Source organism: Pseudomonas sp. NPDC088890, from assembly GCF_044900155.1.
Taxonomy (GTDB): domain Bacteria; phylum Pseudomonadota; class Gammaproteobacteria; order Pseudomonadales; family Pseudomonadaceae; genus Aquipseudomonas; species Aquipseudomonas urmiensis.
Map to the genome: position 1 here is coordinate 508,686 of NZ_JBJDNG010000001.1, position 19,371 is coordinate 528,056.

Sequence of the window (19,371 nt, forward strand, 5' to 3'; positions counted from 1 at the left end):
TCTCTTGAAGAGTGCGTGGATTGTGATGAGCCAATCTCTCAGGCACGCCGGGTAGCAGCCCCAGGCTGCATGCGTTGCACGGATTGCCAGGTCTTAAACGAGAAGCAAGGGGCTCGTCATGCTCGATAAAGTTCTCGACCAGTTGCACGACTACGGCCTTCAGCCTGACCAGCCTCTGATCTTCGGCAAACTGACCCGCTGCCGCACCAAAGATGACAAGGGCAAGGAAAAGAACGGTTGGTATGTCCTACACGAGCATTTGACCGAGAAAGGTCAAACGCTGATCTTCGGCAGCTTTGGTGATTGGCGCCTGGGCGAAACACAGAAGGTGAAAACCGACGGTCGTGGCCTGACCCCCGAAGAGCGTGAGGTGATGCGTGCACGGCAAGCTGATGCCAAGCGCCGGGCCACAGAGGTAGCCGCCAACGCGGCGCGTCGTGCGGCCAAGCGTGCGGAGGCGCTGTTCAAGCGCATGCCCGAAAAGGGGCGTAGCGCCTATTTGGATCGCAAGCAGGTGGTCGGCTTCGGCGTCCGCTATGCGCCGAAATCGGGCGTGGTGCTCGTCCCAATGCAGAATGCACAAGACGCCATCGTCGGTCTGCAGGTGATTTTCCCGACAGTCCAAGAGGATACCGGGCGCGACAAGTCCTACTGGCCGCATGGCATGGCCAAGGATGGTGCGTTCCACATGATCGGTGGCCATCCTGAGCCAGGGGAGCCTGTACTGGTGTGTGAGGGTTACGCCACCGGCGCTAGCCTGCACATGGCAACCTCCCAAGCAGTCGCTATCGCGTTTGATGCGGGCAACCTGATGGCGGTAGCCAAGCACATGCGGAAGCGCTTCCCTGGCCGGTCCATCATTATCTGCCGGGATGACGACTGGAAGACCAAGCGGCCAACGGGCGAGCCCTGGAACCCGGGTGAGGAAAAGGCCAATAACGCGGCTGTGGTGGTCGGCGGCCAGGTGGTAGGCCCAATCTTTTCGGGCGACCGCGAGGTCAAGTGGACTGACTTCAACGACCTGCACTGCGCGGAAGGTCTCGAGGCAGTTCGTCGGCAGGTCACGGCGGTGATCAAGCCTCCGGCTACGGGGGGCTGGAAAGACATGCTGGCGAGGACCGAGAGTGGTGCCCTGATCGCGCACATGCAGAACGTCGAGCTGATCCTGGCCAACGATGAGCGGTGGAGCGGTGTGATCGGCTACAACGCCTTCAGCTCGAAGATCATGCGCCTCCGGGCGGCGCCTTATGGTGGCGTACCGGGGGAGTGGAGCGACATCGACGACATGCGTGTAATGAAGTGGCTGGCCCAACAGGGCCTCCGCGTCAAGGCCTCGCATGTGGTCGAGGCCGTCAGTGTTGTGGCGCACGACAACGCCTTCCATCCGGTCTGCACCTACCTGGCCAAGCTGGAATGGGATCGCGTGCCACGCCTTGAGCGCTGGCTCCATGAAATCTTCGGTGTGCCTCGCAATGAGTACAGCGCCAAGGTCGGTAAGCGCTGGATGATCTCGGCGGTGGCCCGAGTGATGAAGCCCGGTTGCAAGGCGGATGCGGTGATGATCCTTGAGGGTGCGCAGGGCGCGGGTAAGTCCACGGCGCTGGGTATCCTTGGTGGCGAATGGTTCATGGACACGCCGTTTACCTTGGGCGACAAGGATGCGTTCCAGGCGATCCGGGGCAAATGGATCGTCGAGCTGGGCGAACTGGATAGCTTCAACAAGGCTGAGAGCACTAAGGCCAAGCAGTTCTTCTCGGCCTCCATCGACACCTACCGCGAAAGCTATGGGCGAAGAACGAGCGACGTGCCACGCCAGTGTGTTTTCGCGGGCACTACCAACCAAGATGAATACCTCAAGGACGCCACCGGTAACCGCCGTTATTGGCCGGTCGCCTGTTTCAAGGTCGATCTGGAGGCGTTGCGCCGGGTCCGTGACCAGCTTTGGGCCGAGGCCATGTTCTGCTACCAGGCCGGTGACATCTGGTGGGTCACCCGCGAAGAGGAAGAACTGTTCACCACCGAGCAGGAAGAGCGCTTCGTGGTGGATGAATGGGAAGGACCGATCCTCAAATGGCTGGAGGAATCGCAGGCCGGGGAGACAGTCACCGGGAGCGAGGTGTTGGGTCAGGCGCTCAACCTGGACCCCGGCCATTGGGGCAAGCCCGAGCAGATGCGTGTGGGGTCGATCATGCACCGCCTGGGTTGGCGGCGTCGACGGCTCGCCGCGCTTCCGAAGAGTGGCAAGCGGCCCTGGGCGTACCAGAAGCCCGAGGGCTGGGGCCGCACCAGCGCCCTGGAGCAACAACCGCCAGCGCCGAAGGAGGACTGCTTTTGATCAAGCATATCGATGAGATGCTGAAGTTGTGGGCTCAAGAGCTTCATGCACCTGAGCCCTGTCATTCGGCAGGCGGTGTTGGTAGCATGCTCGGCCTGTTGATTGAGTGTAAGGGTGATCTTGTCCGTGGTACCCGAGGCAGCAAGGTGCTGCTGGACGAGTCTGCGGACATAGAGATCATCGTGAACAAGCATCTGGCACCGGAGCTCTACCTGGTGGTCTATGAGCATTACTGCAACGCCGACAGTGAGCTGTACCAGAAGTACCGCCACTGTGGGTGTAGCCGGGACACGTACTACAAGCGCTTGCATGAGGCGCACGTCTGCATCGCAGGCATGCTCATGGGGCGAGCTGCATGATCCGCCTCGCATGGTCCCACCGTCCAGCCACTGGACTACCACGTTTTTTGCAGGTGATCCACGCTCAAGCCCGCGCTATTCGCGGGCTGTCCCACCGTCCCACCGCTCATACGAAGGCGCGCACATAGGGCGCATGCAGCGCGTTACGCGCGCATCGCGCGCAGCGTGCTTTTAATCTCTCTCTTTACACGGGAAAGGGTTAAAACAGTTGGACAGTGGGACAGCCCTTGATTTTCAAGGGCTCAACAAGTCCCACCATTACCGCCCCCTTTGGGACCTATGGGGCAGTGCCGAAGTGAAGCTAAGCCGGGGTGGTGTATTCCCCCGACATTTTCCAGACATTCCCTAGGCGTTTACCCCTTATTGCCGGGTGGCATTAAAACTTGCTTGCTGCCACCGGAATCGACCTGTAAAAAGTACCCATCTTCGAGACGTGCGGGTGCACAAAGCAGCCCGCCAAACACCGCAAACCCGGCCACCGCGCCGGGTTTTTTGCATTTGGGGAACGGGATGACGAACGAACAACAAGCGCTTGCCGAGATGCCGGTCTGGCTCGTGATCACTCTCGCCCTGGTCGGCGGGGTATCTGGCGAGATGTGGCGCGCGGACAAGGCGGGTGTCCGTGGCTGGGCGCTGGTTCGGCGTATCGCCTTGCGGTCTGGAGCCTGTGTGGTCTGCGGGATGGCAACGATCATGTTGCTGTACTCCGCCGGCGCATCGATCTGGGCTTCGGCTGCATTCGGTTGCCTGACTGCAATGGCCGGCGCCGATGTCGCCATCGGCCTGTACGAGCGCTGGGCCGCCAAGCGTCTGGGCGTGTGCGAGATGCCGCCGCGCAGTGGCGAGCAAGGTCAGTGAGCAGGCCGAAACCCTGGCAGGGGCAGGGGACCCTGGCGACTTGGGCGGGGTACGGGACGGGAAACCCGCGGAAAAGTGTTAGCCACAGGATTGCCAGCTTACTGAAATTCAACCTGTTGAAATTGAAAGGATTCCTGTTGAAAAAGTCGTTGAAAAGGAGGGCTCATGACGGAACCGATCTACATGTCAAAGAGTACCTTCGCGGCTCGTATCGGTAGGTCGCCGAGCTACATCACTTGGTTGAAGGATAACGACCGATTGGTGCTGGCGCCGGATGGCAAGCTGGTGGATGTCCTTGCCACTGAGGCCAAAATCCAAGAAACCGCTGATCCCAGCAAGGCAGCTGTAGCCGCTCGACACCATCAAGACCGGCTTCAGCGAGGCGTTTACAGCCAACTGAGTCCATCCGCCGAGCCGACCCACACGGCTGCGCCGGAGCATCTGCCTTCGATTCAGTCTCCCGACTTTCACAAAGCTCGGGCACTGCGTGAGCAGAGTCTTGCTGAAATGAGCGTCATTGAGTTGCGCACTAAGCAGGGATCTTTGGTTGAGCGTGAGGCTGTCGAAAAGAGCGCCTATGACTCGGGCCGACTGCTTCGCGACCAGTTGCTTCGATTATCTTCACAGGTGGCCCCGGAGTTGGCAGGCATGAGCGATCCCTGGGAGATTGAGAGGCATCTCACGGCAGCGCTCCGCCGGACATTAGAAGACGCTGAGAAGCTTTCCTCGGCGGACCTTGATCACGCTATTTCAACGAGCTAACTCTATGTCAGTCGATTTTCCTGACGGCGCAGAGGTGTACCGTGAGGCGTACTTCCGTGGGCTACGTCCCGACCCAGATCTTTGGGTCGACGAATGGGCTGACGAGTACATGCGTATTCCGCGTGACACCGGAGCCCCAGAGCCCGGCCCATATCGTACCGAGCGTACGCCGTATGCCCGAGAGCCGATGCGTTGCCTTTCACCCGCTCATCCTTGTCGGCGTGTGGTCACCATGGTGGCTTCACAGCTGATGAAAACCCAGATCGCGCTGAACTGGATGGGTGCCCTGATCCACATGGCCCCCTCCAATATTCTGGCGTTGCTGCCGAGTCTCACGCTGTCCAAGCGTGTCTCAGGTCGGATCAGCAAGACGGTCAAAGCGACTCCTGTTTTACGTGGTCGGGTAGCGGCCAACCGCTCGCGGGATGCCCGTAATACCATGGACACCAAGGAGTTTGAGGGAGGCTCGTTATATGTGACGACAGCCGGCTCGGCTGCCAACCTTTCCGAGCTCTCCTCGAGGTACATCTACGGCGACGAGGTCGACCGCTGGGAAAACGATGTCGGCCAGGAGGGTGACCCTGTCGCCTTGGCTGAGATCCGGGCTACCAACTTCGGTCGGAATGCGAAGATTTACTTCTCGAGCTCGCCGACCATCAAGGGTGCCTCTAGGATTGCTGATCTATTCGAGGCCAGTGATCAGCGTTACTACTACGTCCCGTGCCCGCACTGTGGCCATATGCAGGTGCTGGAGTGGGAGCGATTGTTGTACAGCGCCGATTTCAGCAAGGTCCACTATCAATGTTCTGGTCCGGACTGCGATGTGCTTATCGAAGAGCACCACAAGACCGGCATGCTTGCCGGAGGTGAGTGGCGCTCTCATGCGGTCGGCGACGGCCAGACAGTGGGTTTCCATCTGAACGGGCTTTACTCACCGTCTGGATGGTTGGATTGGGGGTCACTTGCCAAAGAGTTTGAGGAGGCGAAGAAGGCCCAAAAGAGTGGTGAGCTTGGTTTAATGCAAGTGTTCTACAACACCCGTCTGGCTAGAGTGTGGGACAGTGCGCAGGAGCAGACTAAGGCTGAGGTGCTTCGGGACCGAGCCAAGCTTGAGCGCTATAGCCTGGGTTCGATGACATCAGAGACACTGATGCTAGTGGCCTCCGTCGACGTCCAGGCCAATCGACTCGAAATGCTCGTCATGGGCTTTGGCGTGGGCATGGAGCGTTGGTTGGTAGACTTTCAGGTGATTTGGGGAGATCCCGCCAAAGATAGCACTTGGTTGCTGCTCGACGAGAAATTGAAAGCTCGTTATCGCCATCCATGTGGTGCTCACCTGGGAATCCTCGCAGCCGGTATCGACTCTGGTGGACACCATACGGACGAGGTGTATCAGTTCTGTCGTATGCGCCGTTGGCGCAACGTCTTTGCGCTCAAAGGGGCCAGCAAGCCAGGTAAACCCGTAATCGCGCAACGTCCTTCCATGATGGACGTGACTTGGAAAGGCCAGACCGAGCGGAACGGTGTTGAACTGTGGTTTGTAGGTACCGACACCGCCAAGGATTGGATCTATAACCGATATCCATTTGAGTCCGGGCCTGGGGCGCTTCACTTCCCTAATGACTTGCATGATGAGTTCTTCGACCAATGTGTCGCGGAGCGCAAAGTCGCACGCAAAGTACGTGGGGGGATGCGAACCGAGTGGGTTAAAGGTAGTGGCGAGCGAAACGAAGCGCTGGATCTGATGGTGTATTGCCTTGCAATGGCCCATTACCTCGGAGTGAACCGATATCAAAGTGCTGACTGGGATCGACTCCGACAAGCACTGGCCCAGGCGGGATTGTTTGATGGTCCTGAGCCGGGGCCTGTGCAGCCGGCAGTCAGCGAACTGTCAGACGATGAAGACGCCGACGACGGGGCCGACCCTGAGCCTGAGCGGTGGCCACCGCCCCCAGCTCGGCCTGCTCCACCGGCTCCACCACCGCCGCCTCGCCCGACACCTCAACCAATGCAACGCCGCAGCTCAAGCAGCGGTTACCTGAAGAGACGCTGACATGGCATACACCCAGGCACACCTCGCGGCTGTCGAGCGTGCGATTGCGCGTGGCGAAAAAATCGTTCGCTACAGCGACCGCACCGTCGAATATCGCACGGTGGACGAGCTGATCAAGGCTCGCGATCTGATCCGTACGGAACTGTCCCAGGCAGCTGGCCCGCGCTCCCGCGTTGTCCGGCTTTATCACGGAGGTAAGGGCCTGTGAGCGGTCGCTACATCTCCATGCGCTCCGGCCTGTTGGTGCCTGAGCGCATCAAGGCCAGCTATGAGGGCGCCGCCGAAGGGCGACGTGCCTCCGGCTGGGATGCCCCGGACACCGGACCGAACAGCTTGATCATGCCGGCGTTGCGCAACCTGCGGGCGCGTTCACGGGCCGCTGTGCGTAATGACCCGTATGCGGCCAACGTGATCGACAAACGCGTCAGCAACTTGATCGGTACCGGCATTACCCCGCACCCACGGCTGCTCGACAAGGCGATCCGCAAGGTGATGCAGGAGCTGTGGGAAGACTGGGTGGATGAGGCCGACGCCGATCAGATCACGGACTTCTACGGTTTGCAGGCCCTGGTGGCCCGCACCGTAGAGCAGTCAGGCGAATGTTTTGTTCGCCTGCGGCCCCGGCGTTCTGAGGATGGCTACGCGGTACCGCTCCAGCTGCAATGTCTGGCGCCGGAGTTCGTTCCTCATGACAAGTTTGAAGTGACCCGCTTCGGCAATGTGATCCGCGCAGGCATCGAGTTCAACGGCATGGGCAGGCGCGTGGCGTACTGGTGCTACCGCACCCACCCCAGCGACAAGTCCTCGCTCAATGTCGGCTACAACCAGCTGGTGAGGATCCCCGCCGAGCAGATGCTGCACATCTTCGAGCCCCTGGAGCCTGGCCAACTGCGCGGTGTCCCACGCCTGGCGCCGATCCTGAAGCGCCTGCGCAGCCTGGACAACTTCGACGACGCGGTGCTCTTCCGGCAGGAGGTGGCCAACCTGTTCGCGGGCTTCGTTCGCAAGCCAGCCCCGGATGGCGCGCCGCAGCTCGATCCGCTCACCGGGGCGCCGGTCAAGTACGACCGGGATGCGTTCACCCCGATGGTGGGGCTTGAGCCCGGCACGATGCAGGAGTTGCTGCCGGGTGAGGAGGTGGACTTCTCGGACCCTCCTGACGCGGGCAACAACTACCCCGAGTTCATGCGGCAGCAACTGCTGGCCGCGTCAGCGGGGGCAGGGGTGCCCTACGAGCTGGTCACCGGCGACATGAAGAACGTGAACGACCGGGCGATCCGCGTGGTGCTGACCGAGTTTCGGCGCCGCCTCGAGCAGCTCCAGTTCCAGGTGTATGTCCACCAGCTGTGCCGACCTGTGCGCAAAGCCTGGTTGGACATGGCCGTGCTCGCGGGCGTGCTCGACCTGCCGGACTACGCGCAGCGCCGCCGCGAGTACCAGCGTACTCGCTGGGTGCCGCAAGGCTGGGCCTACATCCACCCGGTTCAGGACGTGCAGTCGCGGATCCTGGAGATCGGCGCAGGCTTCGCCTCACGCAGCGAGGTATGCCTGCGCGGCGGCACCGACGCCGAGGTGGTCGATGAAGAGAACGCGGCAGACCTCAATCGCGCCAAAACCCTTGGCCTCAACTACAGCACCTTGTCGGCGATCGATGACGATCCTGACGAAAAGGAGAAACCATGAAACCGTTGATGCCATTCCGCGTCTTCAACAAGGTCCCGTCGGTACCGGAAGTCGATGACCAGCATTGGTACACCATCACCGCAGCGGCGCAGGCTGAAGCATCTGAAGAAGGGCAGGCCTCCCCGATCGAGATCTACATCTATGGGGAGATTGGCGGGTGGGGCATCACTGCCAACCAGTTCATCCAGGATCTGAAGGCCGTGGATGATGGTACCTCTCCAGTGGTCGTGGCCTTCAACACCATCGGCGGCGATCTGTTCGATGGCCTGGCTATCCACAACGCCTTGAGCCGACTCGGTGAGCGTTGCACGGCACGGGTTGATGCCCTGGCGGCCAGCGCAGGTAGCGTGGCCGCTTGCGGCGCTCACCGTCTTGTCATGGCCTCGAACGCCATGCTGATGGTGCACAACCCCTGGACCTGGACCAGTGGCGATGCCGAAGACTTGCGGCGGGTGGCCGACGTTCTCGACCAGACCTTCGAAGCGATCATCGCGGCCTACAAGGCCAAGGCGCCGGACATCGACGACGCCGAGCTGCGCCGGATGGTCAACGACGAAACCTGGCTCACCGCACAGGAGGCCCTCGCGCTGGGCCTGGCTGACGAAGTCGGTAACGGGGTGTCGGTCAAGGCCTGCCTGGGGCAAGGCGCTGTCATGCAGCGATACCGCCAGACGCCGAAGGCGCTCTTGGATCAGCTCGCAAACAAGCCTCCAGCAGATGATCCAGCGACCCTGCCGGAGCCAGTTGAGCCCAAGCCGGAGGATTCCACGGCGCTTGCCCTGTTGATCGCCCAGGACTGCGCGAAGGCCGGTATCAGCAACCTGGTCGAGCCGCTGATTGCTTCGACCAAGCTGGCCGATATGGCCACGGTGCAGGCCGCTCTGACGCGCGCCAAGGGAATCCGTGACCTGTGCGCAGCGGCCCGGCTGCCCGAGCTGGCCGCCGATTACGTGAAGGCTGGTCTGGAGCCGGACGCCGTGCGTGCCCGATTGTTCGAGAAGGTGGTCGGCACCGGCCAGGGTATCGAGATCGACAACAGCCTGCCGCCTGCCGATGACGACTCGGAGCAGATCAAGGCGCAACTACCCAATCCCACTGACATCTGGGCTGCCCGTCGGCAGGCCGCCACTAAAGGAGCACGACCATGAGCACCATCCTCCAGGAACCGGTTCACGCCGGTGAGTTCCTGCTTTCCGAGGGGCCGGGCCAAATCTCTCGCGAAGCCATCAACGTTGCCGCTGGTCCGGCGCTGGTCGCTGGACAACTGCTGGGCCTGGTCACTGCCACCGGCGAATTCGCCGCCTATGACCCCGCAGCTGAAGACGGTAGCGAGAAGGCGACCTGCATCTTGTTCGCCTCGCTGGGCGAATCCGAAGTCGTCCGCCGTGGCCGTGCAGTTGTGCGTTTGGCTGAGGTCTCTGAGGCGCTGCTGACCGGGCTCGATGACGATGCGGAAAAGGCCTTGGCAGCCAACCTCATCATTCTGCGCTGACCCGACCCTTTCTTCCTCCCAACCCCGCCTAGAGCGGGGTTCTTACTTTCTGGAGTACCCCATGGCTGAGATTGCCATTTTCCAAGATGATGCCTTCAGCGTTGCAGCCCTGACGGCTGCCATCAACGAGCAAGAGTATGTGCCAGGCCGCCTGGCTGCCCTAGGTCTGTTCCGCGAAGAGGGTGTTCCAACCCTGACGGTGCAGATCGAAAAGGACGGCGATACGCTCGCCTTGGTACCAGCAGGTGAACGCGGGACCTCTGGCCTGGTGGTCGGCGGTAGCAAGCGCAAACTCATCCCCTTCAACACCATCCACCTGCCGCAGCGCTTCTCGATCAAGGCCGACGAGATCCAAGGTATCCGGGCCTTCGGCAAGTTGACCGAGCTGCAAGCTGTTCAGGCGGTAGTGAACAAGCGCCTCGGCAAGGCCCGGAGCCAGTTGGACGCCACCCACGAGTATCACCGAATGGGGGCAGTCAATGGCCAGGTGCTCGACGCCGATGGTTCGACGGTGCTGCTGGACATCTACAAAACCTTCGGTGTGTCCAGACAGACGCTGTCGATGGGACTCAACGATCAGAACACCAACGTCCAAGTCCAGTGTGTCGACGCGCTCGACATGCAGGAAGACGCGCTCGGCAACGTGACCACCACTGGCGCCCGTGCGTTCTGCGGCAAGACGTTCTGGAAGAAGCTGATTGCTCATGCATCGGTTGTCGACACCTACAAGGGCAGCCAGCAGGCAGCGGCGCTGCGGGGTGATGGGCGTGAGTCGTTTGAGTTCGGCGGCATCAGCTGGGAGCGTTATCGCGGCAAGGTCGGCGGCAAGGCCTACGTGTCCGACGACGAAGCCCGACTTGTACCCGAGGGCGTTTCGGACCTGTTCCTGTCGATCTATGCCCCGGCCGACTACATCGAGACCGTCAATACCGAGGGCCTGCCGTACTACAGCAAGATCGAGGAAATGCCTTTCGGCAAGGGTGTCGACGGTGAGGCGCAGTCCAACCCGCTGCACATCTGCACCCGTCCTCGTGCCGTCATCCGCCTGACGCTCTGACCATGGCCTTCCGCGATCTGATCGACGACATCGACGAAACGGTGTTCGAGGTCCTGGGTGACACGGCGCTGATTGAGGGCCGCGAGGTGCTGGGCATGTTCTCGGCGCCATGGCTGCAGCCCAAGCTCGGCCAGATCCGTACAGGCCTGCGCGAGCCGCACCTTGTGATTCGCGTCGGTGACAATGCCGGTATAGAGGTCAAGCAGAAGGTAGTGATCGATATGCCCCCGGAGGACGGTGGGGGCAACTACACCATCACCAACATCGAGCCGGGTGGTGATGGTCTGGTCACCTTGGTACTGAGGAAATCGCTATGAGCGTCGGCAGCTACCAAAAGCAAACGGCCAGCTCCGGGCTGATCACCCTGCAGGCCAACCCGCAGGATGTGAAGGGCTTCGAAGCTTTCGCCAAGCTGGTGCCCAAGGCGGTCGCCGCCGCGCAGCGCCGGGCAATCAACAAGACACTCCAGTGGCTTCGGGGTCAGGTTGCCCGTGAAGTTGGTCGCCAAGAGCGGATCGCCATTTCGGCGGTTAGGCAGCGTCTCAAGGTCTTTGCTGCAGGTAGCAACGGCCAGGGCAAGCTGTGGTTCGGCATCAAACCTATCGAGGCCAGCCGGGCCGGCCGGCCACGCCAGATCCGCTCTGGCGTGTCGGTCGCCGGGCGTCGCTACCAGGGCGCGTTCTTCAGGCGCGTCTATGGCGGCAACCCCGACATCTGGATCCGTACAGCCAGCAAGCACTTCAAGGCGAGCGACTACCCGGACAGTGAAGTATCTGGCCGGGGTGGTGGCAGCTCCGGCTGGATCTCGGAAAACGACAGTCGCTTCCCCTTGGCCAAGGCCAAGATCTCGCTCGAGGACGTCCGCCCTCACTTCGAGGCCTGGACCAATCGCGCTCACCAGCGGCTGCTGATGGTGATGGAGCAAGAGCTGAACTTTGAACTGCTGAAGTACCTGCGGAGAACAAACAATGAATGACGGTCCGATTCCTCTCGCGCAGGTGTATGCCGCCATTGAGGAGCATGTAAAGGAAGCGATCCCCGGCCTAGCTTATGTCGGGACCATGCCGGAGGGCATTCAGACTGTCGAGCCCCCCGCGGTGGTGCTCGAGCTGGTTGGGTTTGATGATGCTGACAAGGATCCTGGGACGGGCGAGGTCGCAGTCGAAGCCCGTTTCGAGGCGCGTGTCATCGTCGGGCAGGAGGAGTCCAACTGCTTGCGCGTTGCGGCCTTTGTCGCGGCTCAGATTGCGGTGCTGCTGCGCATGCAGTCCTGGGGGCTGCCGGTCGAGTTTGCTCAGTTCGTGCGGGCGGAGCGTGATTGGTCCCGTCCTGAGCTGGACTCCTATGCCGTGTGGGTGGTCGAGTGGGTGCAGGTCATCTATCTCGGCAAGGAAGAATGGCCCTGGCCCGTAGAGCCGCCCGGCAACCTGGTGTTCGGATTCAGTCCTGACACCGGCCCAGGTAGTGAGCATCAGTACCAGTCTCCGGAGGCCATGGAATGAGCTATGCGAGCGCGCAGCATGACCGCATGCTCTCCAGTCTGATCATCCCTTGCCGAGTAGTGGCGGTCGATCTGGCCGCCGCCATGGTGCGTGTGTCGGATGGTGGCGACTGGACCAGCGCCTGGGTGCGCTGGCACAGCCAGGCAGCCGGCAAGGCCCGGCACTGGCGCGCACCGAGCCTCGGCGAGCAGGGCGTACTGGTCAGTCCCAGCGGTGAACCAGCCCAGGGAACCTTCGTACCAGGGCTGTACGGCAACGCAGGTGCCCCGCCTGATAACCGCGATCACGTCGAAGTCTGGCGCTTCGATGACGGCGGTTCGCTGGTCTACGACTGGAACGCCAAGAATTACTCGATCACCGTGCCCACCGGCACAGTCGCCATCAGGGTGGGAGGCACCACGGTGGTCGCCACTGATGACGCCATCACTGCCCAGGCGACCAACATCACCTTGACCGGCAACGTGCTGATCAACGGCGTGTTGGCGGTCACCGGGGACATCAACGGTGGCGGTCGGATCATCGATACGGCCGGCAATACGGCCAACCATAAACACTAAACCAAGCCCGCATCCGCGGGTTTTTTTATGCCAGGAGCACAGCATGGCCAAAACAGACAATGCCACGCCGCCTGATCAGCAGGCGGCCGAGCCGGTGCCAGTGACGCCGGTTACCTTCCTTGATAAGCACTACAAGTCGCGCACGCTGATCCTGCCGGATCGCCGCGTCATGTCAGTGCAGCAGATGAAGGTGACGGTAGCCGGTGATGACGCGGTGGCCATCGATTTCTTCCGCAAGCGGTCGGACTTCGAGCGGGTGCAGGAGTAGCGCCATGATCGGAATGGACCGCCGCACGGGGCAGCCGCTGTCCGGCCAGGACCATCTGCGGCAGTCCGTCGAAGACATTCTGACCACGCCGGTCGGCAGTCGTCGCATGCGCCCAGAGTACGGCAGCCAACTGCGCCGCTATGTCGACCTTCCCGTTAACGAAGGGTGGAAGAGCGCCGTACAGGCCGAAGTCGCTCGTGCCCTGGGGCGCTGGGAGCCGCGCTTGAAATTGGAGCGCGTCCGGGTGGTGGCTGTGCTGGGGGGGCAGATCACGCTGGAGGTATCCGGCGCCTACCTTGGCGATGGCGTGGTGATCGAGGTGAGCGCATGAGCACGATTGATTTGACGGCCTTGCCGGCACCCGCAGTGCTGGAGGCCCTCGACTTTGAGGATCTGTATCAAGCAGATCTGGCGGCGTTTCGCGAGGGCATGGGTGATAACTGGTCGGCTCTAGTGGAGAGCGATCCCATTACCAAGCTGTTGGAACTGGTTGCCTACCGGCGCTTGTCCAACCGGGCGCGGGTCAACGATGCGGGCAAGGCGCTTATGTTGGCTTTCGCCACGGGCTCGGATCTTGACCAGTTGGCGGCCAACGTGCGTCTTCAGCGGCTGGTGATCCAGGCCGAGGACTTGAGCGCGGTGCCTCCGGTGCCGGCTGTGCTCGAGGCCGACGACGCCCTGCGTGAACGAGTGCAGTTGGTCTATGAAGGCCTAACCACGGCCGGGCCGCGTAACAGCTACATATTGCACGCCCGCAATGCCTCGGGCCTGGTGGCCGACGCCACAGCGGAAAGCCCGGCCCCGGCCGAGGTGGTGGTCACCGTGCTGGCCCTGGAGGGGAATGGTATGGCATCACCCGAGCTATTGGCCACGGTGAACGCCTATCTCAGCGACGATGACATACGGCCGGTGGCTGATCGCCTGACGGTGCAAGGCGCCGAGATCCTACCGTACCGGATCGACGCCAAGGTCTACATGTCCGGAAACGGACCGGAGAACGAAGCCGTGCTCGCCGAGTGCAGAGCGCGCCTTCAGGCCTGGATGAATCCCCGCCGTCGGCTCGGCGTAGAGGTAGCCAGGTCGGCCATAGATGCGCAGTTGCATATCGGCGGGGTATCCCGTGTTGAGCTCGCAGATTGGGTTGATATCCGGCCCACCAAAGCGCAAGCGGCCTGGTGCGAGGGCTTCACCGTTGAGCGGGGTGATTGATGACCAGTCTCCTGCCGCTCAACAGTACGCCGCTGGAACGCGCCATGGAGGCCGCAACCGCTGAAACCACTGATGTTCCCTTGCGCACCTTGTACAACCCCGACACCTGCCCGGCGCACCTGCTGTACCAACTCGCATGGGCTTGGTCGGTGGATCGCTGGGATGACAGTTGGCCTGAGTCGATCAAGCGCTCGGTAATCCGTTCGGCGTTCTACATCCATGCCCATAAAGGAACCATCGGCGCGCTGCGCCGGGTGGTCGAGCCGTTCGGCTACCTGATCGAGGTCGTCGAGTGGTGGCAGACCGAACCTAAGGGCGTGCCGGGGACGTTCTCGCTCAAGGTCGGGGTGACTGATGAGGGGATCAGCGAGGAAACCTATCAGGAACTGACCTGGCTGATCGATGACGCCCGACCCGTCAGCCGGCACATGATCGGCCTGGCGATCAGCCTGGAAGCGACCGGCCGCTTGTACATAGCCCCGTCGATCTACGACGGCGACGAACTCGACGTTTACCCGCCGCAAGCCGTTGACCTTGAAGTCACTGGCGAGATTGGGCGCGGTGGCCGCGATCACACAATTGACTATCTGGACGTACACCATGGTTGATCAGACCTCACAGTTTTACGCGATCCTGACCAACGTCGGCGCGGCCAAGCAGGCTAACGCCGATGCCCTGGGCATTCCCTGGACCATCACGCAGATGGCCGTGGGCGATGGTAACCCGGCCGGTGTGGACAACCCGCCGTTGCCGATGCCGACAGCGGGTTGGACCTCGCTGCTCAACGAGTGGCGCCGAGCGCCGCTCAATCAGCTTAAGGTTGATGACAAGAACAATGCTGTCATCGTCGCCGAGCAAGTCATCCCCGCCGATATCGGCGGCCGCTGGATTCGCGAGATTGCCCTCTATGACGCGGACGGTGACATGGTGGCGGTGGCCAACTGTGCGCCGACCTTCAAGCCGTTGCTCAGTCAGGGGTCAGGACGTACCCAGGTGGTAAGGTTGAACCTGATCGTCAGTAGCTCTAGCAATGTTCAACTGAAGATCGATCCAAGCGTGGTGCTCGCCACCCGCGAATGGGTGACCGAAGAGCTGGCCAAGCAGGATTTCAAGCATTCGGTAGTCGCCGCTACGACGGCCGCAATCACCCTCAGTGGCCTGCAGACGGTCGATGGTGTGGCGTTGGTTGCCGGTTCGCGGGTGCTGGTGAAGAATCAGGCCGCAGCCAAGGACAACGGTTTATATCTGGCCGTGGCTGGTGGGCCCTGGGCACGCTGCACTGATGCGGACACCAGCGCCAAGGTCACCCCTGGCCTGTTGGTCCTGGTCGAGCGTGGGACGGTCAACGGCGACAGCGCATGGCAGTTGGTCACCGACGGCCCGATCACTCTGGGCGTGACTGCCCTGGCCTTTGAAATGGCATTCGGTCGCACTGGTGTGGCGGCTGGCACTTATCGGAGCCTAACGGTCGACGCGAATGGTCGAGTGACCGCTGCGACCAACCCGACCACGGTGGCGGGTTATGGTCTGACTGATGCATACACCAAGACTCAGGTTGATCAAGCGTTAGCGCTCAAGGCGTCGCTAGCCAGCCCGGCCCTAACCGGGGTGCCGACGGCGCCGACGCCGGCGGTTGGCACCAATACCACCCAGCTGGCCAACACGGCCTTTGTGCAGAAAGCACTAGCGGATCTGGTGGCATCTTCACCGGCGGCCCTAGACACGCTTAATGAGTTGGCGGCGGCTATCGGAAATGACCCGAATTTCGCTGCCACAATGACTAACATGCTGGCCCTAAAGGCGCCGTTGGCCAGCCCGATCTTGACCGGCGATCCCAAGGCGCCGACTGCGCCTGCGAGCGATAGTGATACGTCCATCGCGACAACCGCTTTCGTTCGCAGTGCTATGGCCTTGTTTGGAATCGGTGCCCCGGGGACAGACATTCCGGATGCTGACTTAGCCTCGAGAACAGGCATTTACCGGGTGCCGTCCGGGGTGAATTGCCCAAAGCCCGGGTCTTACCATCTTGTTCATATTGAGCGCGCCGCAGGTCAACAATCAGCGCAGATTGCAATCGTTGACGGTGGCGCTGGTGTAGGCGCGAACATATGGACGCGTAACCGGCACGAGCTGGGGGTATGGTCTGAGTGGGAAGCGTCGTGGACCACCCGAACTCTTGAATATGCGAGCCAACCAGAGGCTGAGACGGGTACAGCAAACAACAAGATGATGTCGCCTTTACGGGTATTCCAGGCAATGCGTTTAGGCTTTTCCGCAAGCTTGGCGCCTAATGGCTACATCATTTTTCCCTCTTGGCTAGGCGGGCTGGTGATTCAGTGGGGAGGGTATGCCCACGGTGAGGCAGTGAACTATGTGGGAGCCAACGTCCCGTTCAATATCGCGTTTCCAAGCACCTGCTACAACGTGCAATGCATTTCCGACGCTGGAACAACTACCCCTGACTTGAACGGTTTTACCCGTACTAACGTTGGCGTGACCATCGCGGCACGCGATACCACTGCCACTGTTGTGGCGGGAACGTTGTATTGGCTCGCTATTGGTAAGTAACTGGAGGTTTTATGAGGTTGTATAGCGCAAGGACAGGCTGTTGTTATTTGCCAGCTGTCCACGAAGACATCCCGGATGATGCTAGGGAGATAAGCGAGGAGCTGTATCAGGCGACCATCGCCAATCCCGAGAGGGGTAAGGTTAGAAGCCATGACGCCGAAGGTCTGCCGATCCTAATCGATTCGCCCGCGTACAAGCCGACCAACATAGCTGATCTTCAAGCAGTCGAGCGCAGTTGGCGAGATGGCGAAGTTTCTTCAACCGAGTGGCTGGTGACGCGTCACCGTGATGAGCAGGACATGCAGCTTCCCACCACGCTGGCCGCTGAGCAATTCACCGCGTTGCTGGTCTATCGCCAGTCGTTACGCGACTGGCCGCAAGACAGCCGTTTTCCCTACAGCGACTATCGCCCGGTGGCGCCACCCTGGATCGCCGAACAAACCCAATGACGCCCCGCACTGACGGGGCGTTTTCCTTTCTGCTGCATCCCTTCTGGCCTCGCTGACGCGGGGCCTTTTCGTATCTGGAGAACCTATGAGCGGTTTCTTTCACGGCGTTACCGTAACGAACGTCGACACCGGCGCGCGCACCATCGCTTTGCCGTCGTCCTCGATCATTGGATTGGTTGACACCTTCACCCCCGGCCCGGACGCCACCGCGAAAGCCAATGACCTGGTGCTGATCACCAGCGAGCGCGAGGCGGTGGCCGCGTTCGGTCCTAACTCGGCCATCACCAAAGCTTGCCGGGCGATCTACACCCGCGCTCAAGCGGTTATCGTCGCGTGCGGCGTGGCCAAGCTGGAGGATGCGGCCGAGCAGACCTCGGCAATTATCGGTGGCGTGCTGCTCGATGGCACGCGCACCGGGCTGCAAGCGCTGCTCGATGGCAAGAGCCGGTACAACGCCCAGCCGCGGCTGTTGGTGACCCCCAAGCACAGCGCGACCCAGGCGGTCGGCACGGCCCTGGTGGCGTTGGCGGACAAGCTGCGCGGCATTGCCATTATCGACGGCCCCAACACCACCGACGAGGCCGCCATTGCCTACGCGGGCGAATTCGGTGCCAAGCGCGCATTCATGGTCGACCCCGGCGTCAAATACTGGGACACCGACGAGAGCGCCACTGTCGACGCGCCCGGCTCGGCATGGGTCGCTGGCTTGTTCGCCTGGACTGACAACGAGTATGGCTTTTGGGCCTCGCCATCCAACAAGGAATTCGTAGGCATCACCGGCGCCGGACGCCCGGTGGAGTTCTTGGATGGTGATGCGACGTGCCGGGCCAACCTGCTCAACAACGCCAATATCGCCACTATCATCCGCGATGACGGCTACCGACTGTGGGGTAACCGCACCCTGTCGAGTGATGCCAAATGGGCATTCGTCACCCGCGTGCGAACCATGGATATCGTGATGGACGCGATCCTGTACGGTCACAAGTGGGCCGTCGACCGCTCGATCACCGCGACCTATGTCAAGGACGTGACCGAAGGCCTGCAGGCGTTCATGCGCGACCTCAAGAACCAGGGCGCAATCATCAACTTCGAGGTCTACGCCGACACCGAGCTGAACACGGCCAGCCAGCTGGAGCAGGGCAAGGTGTACTGGAACATTCGCTTCACCGATGTTCCGCCTGCCGAAAACCCCAATTTCCGCGTAGAGGTCACCAACCAATGGCTGACCGAAGTTCTGTCGTCTGCCGCTTAAGGAGCGCATCGCATGGCAATGATTCCCGAAACCCTCGCGAACCTGAATCTGTTCGTCGATGGCGTCAGCTTTCAAGGTGACGTGCCCAGCCTGACCTTGCCCAAGCTCACGCTCAAGATGGAAGAGCACCGTGTAGGAGGCATGGATATGCCGGTCGAAATGGACCAAGGCATGGAGAAACAAGAGGCTGGATTCACCACCACCGGCGTGCGCCGCGAAGCCCTGAAATTCTTTGGCCTGGCAGACGGCAGCGCCTTCAACGGCACATTCCGGGGCGCCTTCAAGGGCCTGAAGGGCAGGGTCACTCCTGTTGTAGTCACACTGCGCGGCAGCCTCAAAGAGGTGGACATGGGTGACTGGAAGCCTGGCGATAAGGCCGAGATCAAGCACAACGTCGCCGTGACCTATTACAAGCTCGAAGTCGATGGCCGCTTGATCTACGAGATCGACGCCCTCGGTATGAAGCGCGTGATCAACGGCGTGGATCAACTGATGGCGCAACGTCAGGCCCTGGGCCTGTAACCCCTCTCTTTCAAATCAGGACTTATAACCATGGCTCAAGAAATCAAGACCCCACCAACTTGGATGACCCTTCACGCCGACTGCGTTACGGTCAGGTTGAGTAAACCTTCAGAGGCTAATGGTGTGCAGGTTGACCAGCTCTCGCTGCGTGCCCCAACCGTGCGCGACATCCGCAGCGCTCAGGCCGGGAGTGGTGAGGAAGAGCAGCGCGAATTGAACCTGTTCGCAAGCCTCGCCGAGGTCGGTGTGAAGGATCTCGAAGGCCTGACCCTGAAAGACTATACCCGCCTTCAGACCGGTTATTTTCGCCTTCTGCAGGACGACGTGCTTTGACCCCCAGCGGCAAAAAAAGATGGCCAAACGCCTAGCCAAAGAGCTGGGCTTTTCGGCCGCTGAAATCACACTCATGCCCTGGTCGGACATGTGCTGGTGGCTCACGGATTGA

The 19,371-nt window shown here is 61.2% G+C and carries 24 protein-coding genes; all 24 read left to right on the top strand.

Features of this window, described 5'->3' with window-relative positions; translation table 11 throughout:
- Positions 1-15 precede the first annotated feature (15 nt).
- The 24 genes from ACI2JX_RS02300 (at position 16) to ACI2JX_RS02415 (ending at position 19,259) form a co-directional block, all read left to right on the top strand.
- On the top strand, positions 16-129 hold the full coding sequence (locus ACI2JX_RS02300; protein WP_404689518.1) for a TraR/DksA C4-type zinc finger protein: 114 nt from the start codon (positions 16-18) through the stop codon (positions 127-129).
- Positions 119-2,335, top strand: a complete 2,217-nt coding sequence (locus ACI2JX_RS02305) for a VapE domain-containing protein (protein WP_404689260.1) — start codon at positions 119-121, stop codon at positions 2,333-2,335. Before ACI2JX_RS02300 ends, ACI2JX_RS02305 begins: the two co-directional genes overlap by 11 nt.
- Positions 2,332-2,694, top strand: coding sequence for a hypothetical protein (locus tag ACI2JX_RS02310; protein ID WP_021782199.1), 363 nt, complete (start codon positions 2,332-2,334; stop codon positions 2,692-2,694). Before ACI2JX_RS02305 ends, ACI2JX_RS02310 begins: the two co-directional genes overlap by 4 nt.
- A 510-nt stretch (positions 2,695-3,204) precedes the next feature.
- Positions 3,205-3,552, top strand: coding sequence for a phage holin family protein (locus ACI2JX_RS02315; RefSeq protein WP_232858820.1), 348 nt, complete (start codon positions 3,205-3,207; stop codon positions 3,550-3,552).
- A 165-nt stretch (positions 3,553-3,717) separates the two neighbouring features.
- Complete coding sequence (locus ACI2JX_RS02320) at positions 3,718-4,314, top strand: terminase small subunit (protein WP_404689261.1); 597 nt, start codon at positions 3,718-3,720, stop codon at positions 4,312-4,314.
- A 4-nt stretch (positions 4,315-4,318) separates the two neighbouring features.
- On the top strand, positions 4,319-6,367 hold the full coding sequence (locus ACI2JX_RS02325) for a phage terminase large subunit family protein (protein WP_404689262.1): 2,049 nt from the start codon (positions 4,319-4,321) through the stop codon (positions 6,365-6,367).
- Between the two features lies 1 nt (position 6,368).
- The gene (locus ACI2JX_RS02330) at positions 6,369-6,575 is read left to right on the top strand and encodes a phage head-tail joining protein (RefSeq protein ID WP_084858143.1); all 207 of its coding nucleotides are present in this window, start codon (positions 6,369-6,371) and stop codon (positions 6,573-6,575) included.
- A gap of 17 nt (positions 6,576-6,592) precedes the next feature.
- A complete protein-coding gene (locus tag ACI2JX_RS02335; protein WP_404689519.1) occupies positions 6,593-8,050 on the top strand; it encodes a phage portal protein in 1,458 nt (485 codons plus the stop codon).
- A complete protein-coding gene (locus ACI2JX_RS02340) occupies positions 8,047-9,198 on the top strand; it encodes a head maturation protease, ClpP-related (protein ID WP_404689263.1) in 1,152 nt (383 codons plus the stop codon). Before ACI2JX_RS02335 ends, ACI2JX_RS02340 begins: the two co-directional genes overlap by 4 nt.
- Positions 9,195-9,542 (top strand): head decoration protein, encoded by a 348-nt coding sequence (locus ACI2JX_RS02345; RefSeq protein ID WP_404689264.1) that lies wholly within the window; start codon positions 9,195-9,197, stop codon positions 9,540-9,542. Before ACI2JX_RS02340 ends, ACI2JX_RS02345 begins: the two co-directional genes overlap by 4 nt.
- A 61-nt stretch (positions 9,543-9,603) precedes the next feature.
- Positions 9,604-10,599, top strand: coding sequence for a major capsid protein (locus tag ACI2JX_RS02350; protein WP_404689265.1), 996 nt, complete (start codon positions 9,604-9,606; stop codon positions 10,597-10,599).
- Positions 10,600-10,601: 2 nt separating this feature from the next.
- The gene (locus tag ACI2JX_RS02355) at positions 10,602-10,916 is read left to right on the top strand and encodes a hypothetical protein (protein ID WP_404689266.1); all 315 of its coding nucleotides are present in this window, start codon (positions 10,602-10,604) and stop codon (positions 10,914-10,916) included.
- Positions 10,913-11,575 (top strand): hypothetical protein, encoded by a 663-nt coding sequence (locus ACI2JX_RS02360; protein ID WP_404689267.1) that lies wholly within the window; start codon positions 10,913-10,915, stop codon positions 11,573-11,575. Before ACI2JX_RS02355 ends, ACI2JX_RS02360 begins: the two co-directional genes overlap by 4 nt.
- A complete protein-coding gene (locus ACI2JX_RS02365; RefSeq protein WP_404689268.1) occupies positions 11,568-12,101 on the top strand; it encodes a hypothetical protein in 534 nt (177 codons plus the stop codon). The genes ACI2JX_RS02360 and ACI2JX_RS02365 overlap by 8 nt, the downstream gene beginning before the upstream one ends.
- The gene (locus ACI2JX_RS02370; protein ID WP_404689269.1) at positions 12,098-12,658 is read left to right on the top strand and encodes a phage baseplate assembly protein V; all 561 of its coding nucleotides are present in this window, start codon (positions 12,098-12,100) and stop codon (positions 12,656-12,658) included. Before ACI2JX_RS02365 ends, ACI2JX_RS02370 begins: the two co-directional genes overlap by 4 nt.
- A 43-nt stretch (positions 12,659-12,701) precedes the next feature.
- Complete coding sequence (locus tag ACI2JX_RS02375; protein ID WP_404689270.1) at positions 12,702-12,926, top strand: hypothetical protein; 225 nt, start codon at positions 12,702-12,704, stop codon at positions 12,924-12,926.
- A gap of 4 nt (positions 12,927-12,930) precedes the next feature.
- Positions 12,931-13,257, top strand: a complete 327-nt coding sequence (locus ACI2JX_RS02380) for a GPW/gp25 family protein (RefSeq protein ID WP_404689271.1) — start codon at positions 12,931-12,933, stop codon at positions 13,255-13,257.
- A complete protein-coding gene (locus ACI2JX_RS02385; protein ID WP_404689272.1) occupies positions 13,254-14,135 on the top strand; it encodes a baseplate J/gp47 family protein in 882 nt (293 codons plus the stop codon). Before ACI2JX_RS02380 ends, ACI2JX_RS02385 begins: the two co-directional genes overlap by 4 nt.
- On the top strand, positions 14,135-14,743 hold the full coding sequence (locus tag ACI2JX_RS02390; RefSeq protein ID WP_404689273.1) for a phage tail protein I: 609 nt from the start codon (positions 14,135-14,137) through the stop codon (positions 14,741-14,743). Before ACI2JX_RS02385 ends, ACI2JX_RS02390 begins: the two co-directional genes overlap by 1 nt.
- Positions 14,736-16,703 (top strand): phage tail protein, encoded by a 1,968-nt coding sequence (locus ACI2JX_RS02395; protein WP_404689274.1) that lies wholly within the window; start codon positions 14,736-14,738, stop codon positions 16,701-16,703. Before ACI2JX_RS02390 ends, ACI2JX_RS02395 begins: the two co-directional genes overlap by 8 nt.
- A gap of 272 nt (positions 16,704-16,975) precedes the next feature.
- Positions 16,976-17,152 (top strand): hypothetical protein, encoded by a 177-nt coding sequence (locus ACI2JX_RS02400; protein ID WP_404689275.1) that lies wholly within the window; start codon positions 16,976-16,978, stop codon positions 17,150-17,152.
- A gap of 85 nt (positions 17,153-17,237) precedes the next feature.
- Entirely contained in the window at positions 17,238-18,404 is a 1,167-nt protein-coding gene (locus ACI2JX_RS02405; RefSeq protein WP_404689276.1) for a phage tail sheath subtilisin-like domain-containing protein, read from the top strand.
- 12 nt (positions 18,405-18,416) lie between these two features.
- The gene (locus tag ACI2JX_RS02410) at positions 18,417-18,926 is read left to right on the top strand and encodes a phage major tail tube protein (protein ID WP_404689277.1); all 510 of its coding nucleotides are present in this window, start codon (positions 18,417-18,419) and stop codon (positions 18,924-18,926) included.
- Between the two features lie 30 nt (positions 18,927-18,956).
- Positions 18,957-19,259 carry a phage tail assembly protein gene (locus ACI2JX_RS02415; RefSeq protein WP_404689278.1) on the top strand — a complete coding sequence of 101 codons (303 nt, stop codon included), beginning with the start codon at positions 18,957-18,959 and terminating at the stop codon, positions 19,257-19,259.
- The last annotated feature ends 112 nt before the right edge of the window (positions 19,260-19,371 follow it).

Bases quoted from the DNA above. Each gene is read 5' to 3' on its own strand.
- ACI2JX_RS02305 (WP_404689260.1), top strand. From the start codon at position 119: ATGCTCGATAAAGTTCTCGACCAGTTGCACGACTACGGCCTTCAGCCT.
- ACI2JX_RS02315 (WP_232858820.1), top strand. From the start codon at position 3,205: ATGACGAACGAACAACAAGCGCTTGCCGAGATGCCGGTCTGGCTCGTG.
- ACI2JX_RS02320 (WP_404689261.1), top strand. From the start codon at position 3,718: ATGACGGAACCGATCTACATGTCAAAGAGTACCTTCGCGGCTCGTATC.
- ACI2JX_RS02325 (WP_404689262.1), top strand. From the start codon at position 4,319: ATGTCAGTCGATTTTCCTGACGGCGCAGAGGTGTACCGTGAGGCGTAC.
- ACI2JX_RS02330 (WP_084858143.1), top strand. From the start codon at position 6,369: ATGGCATACACCCAGGCACACCTCGCGGCTGTCGAGCGTGCGATTGCG.
- ACI2JX_RS02335 (WP_404689519.1), top strand. From the start codon at position 6,593: ATGCGCTCCGGCCTGTTGGTGCCTGAGCGCATCAAGGCCAGCTATGAG.
- ACI2JX_RS02340 (WP_404689263.1), top strand. From the start codon at position 8,047: ATGAAACCGTTGATGCCATTCCGCGTCTTCAACAAGGTCCCGTCGGTA.
- ACI2JX_RS02345 (WP_404689264.1), top strand. From the start codon at position 9,195: ATGAGCACCATCCTCCAGGAACCGGTTCACGCCGGTGAGTTCCTGCTT.
- ACI2JX_RS02350 (WP_404689265.1), top strand. From the start codon at position 9,604: ATGGCTGAGATTGCCATTTTCCAAGATGATGCCTTCAGCGTTGCAGCC.
- ACI2JX_RS02355 (WP_404689266.1), top strand. From the start codon at position 10,602: ATGGCCTTCCGCGATCTGATCGACGACATCGACGAAACGGTGTTCGAG.
- ACI2JX_RS02360 (WP_404689267.1), top strand. From the start codon at position 10,913: ATGAGCGTCGGCAGCTACCAAAAGCAAACGGCCAGCTCCGGGCTGATC.
- ACI2JX_RS02365 (WP_404689268.1), top strand. From the start codon at position 11,568: ATGAATGACGGTCCGATTCCTCTCGCGCAGGTGTATGCCGCCATTGAG.
- ACI2JX_RS02370 (WP_404689269.1), top strand. From the start codon at position 12,098: ATGAGCTATGCGAGCGCGCAGCATGACCGCATGCTCTCCAGTCTGATC.
- ACI2JX_RS02375 (WP_404689270.1), top strand. From the start codon at position 12,702: ATGGCCAAAACAGACAATGCCACGCCGCCTGATCAGCAGGCGGCCGAG.
- ACI2JX_RS02380 (WP_404689271.1), top strand. From the start codon at position 12,931: ATGATCGGAATGGACCGCCGCACGGGGCAGCCGCTGTCCGGCCAGGAC.
- ACI2JX_RS02385 (WP_404689272.1), top strand. From the start codon at position 13,254: ATGAGCACGATTGATTTGACGGCCTTGCCGGCACCCGCAGTGCTGGAG.
- ACI2JX_RS02390 (WP_404689273.1), top strand. From the start codon at position 14,135: ATGACCAGTCTCCTGCCGCTCAACAGTACGCCGCTGGAACGCGCCATG.
- ACI2JX_RS02395 (WP_404689274.1), top strand. From the start codon at position 14,736: ATGGTTGATCAGACCTCACAGTTTTACGCGATCCTGACCAACGTCGGC.
- ACI2JX_RS02405 (WP_404689276.1), top strand. From the start codon at position 17,238: ATGAGCGGTTTCTTTCACGGCGTTACCGTAACGAACGTCGACACCGGC.
- ACI2JX_RS02410 (WP_404689277.1), top strand. From the start codon at position 18,417: ATGGCAATGATTCCCGAAACCCTCGCGAACCTGAATCTGTTCGTCGAT.
- ACI2JX_RS02415 (WP_404689278.1), top strand. From the start codon at position 18,957: ATGGCTCAAGAAATCAAGACCCCACCAACTTGGATGACCCTTCACGCC.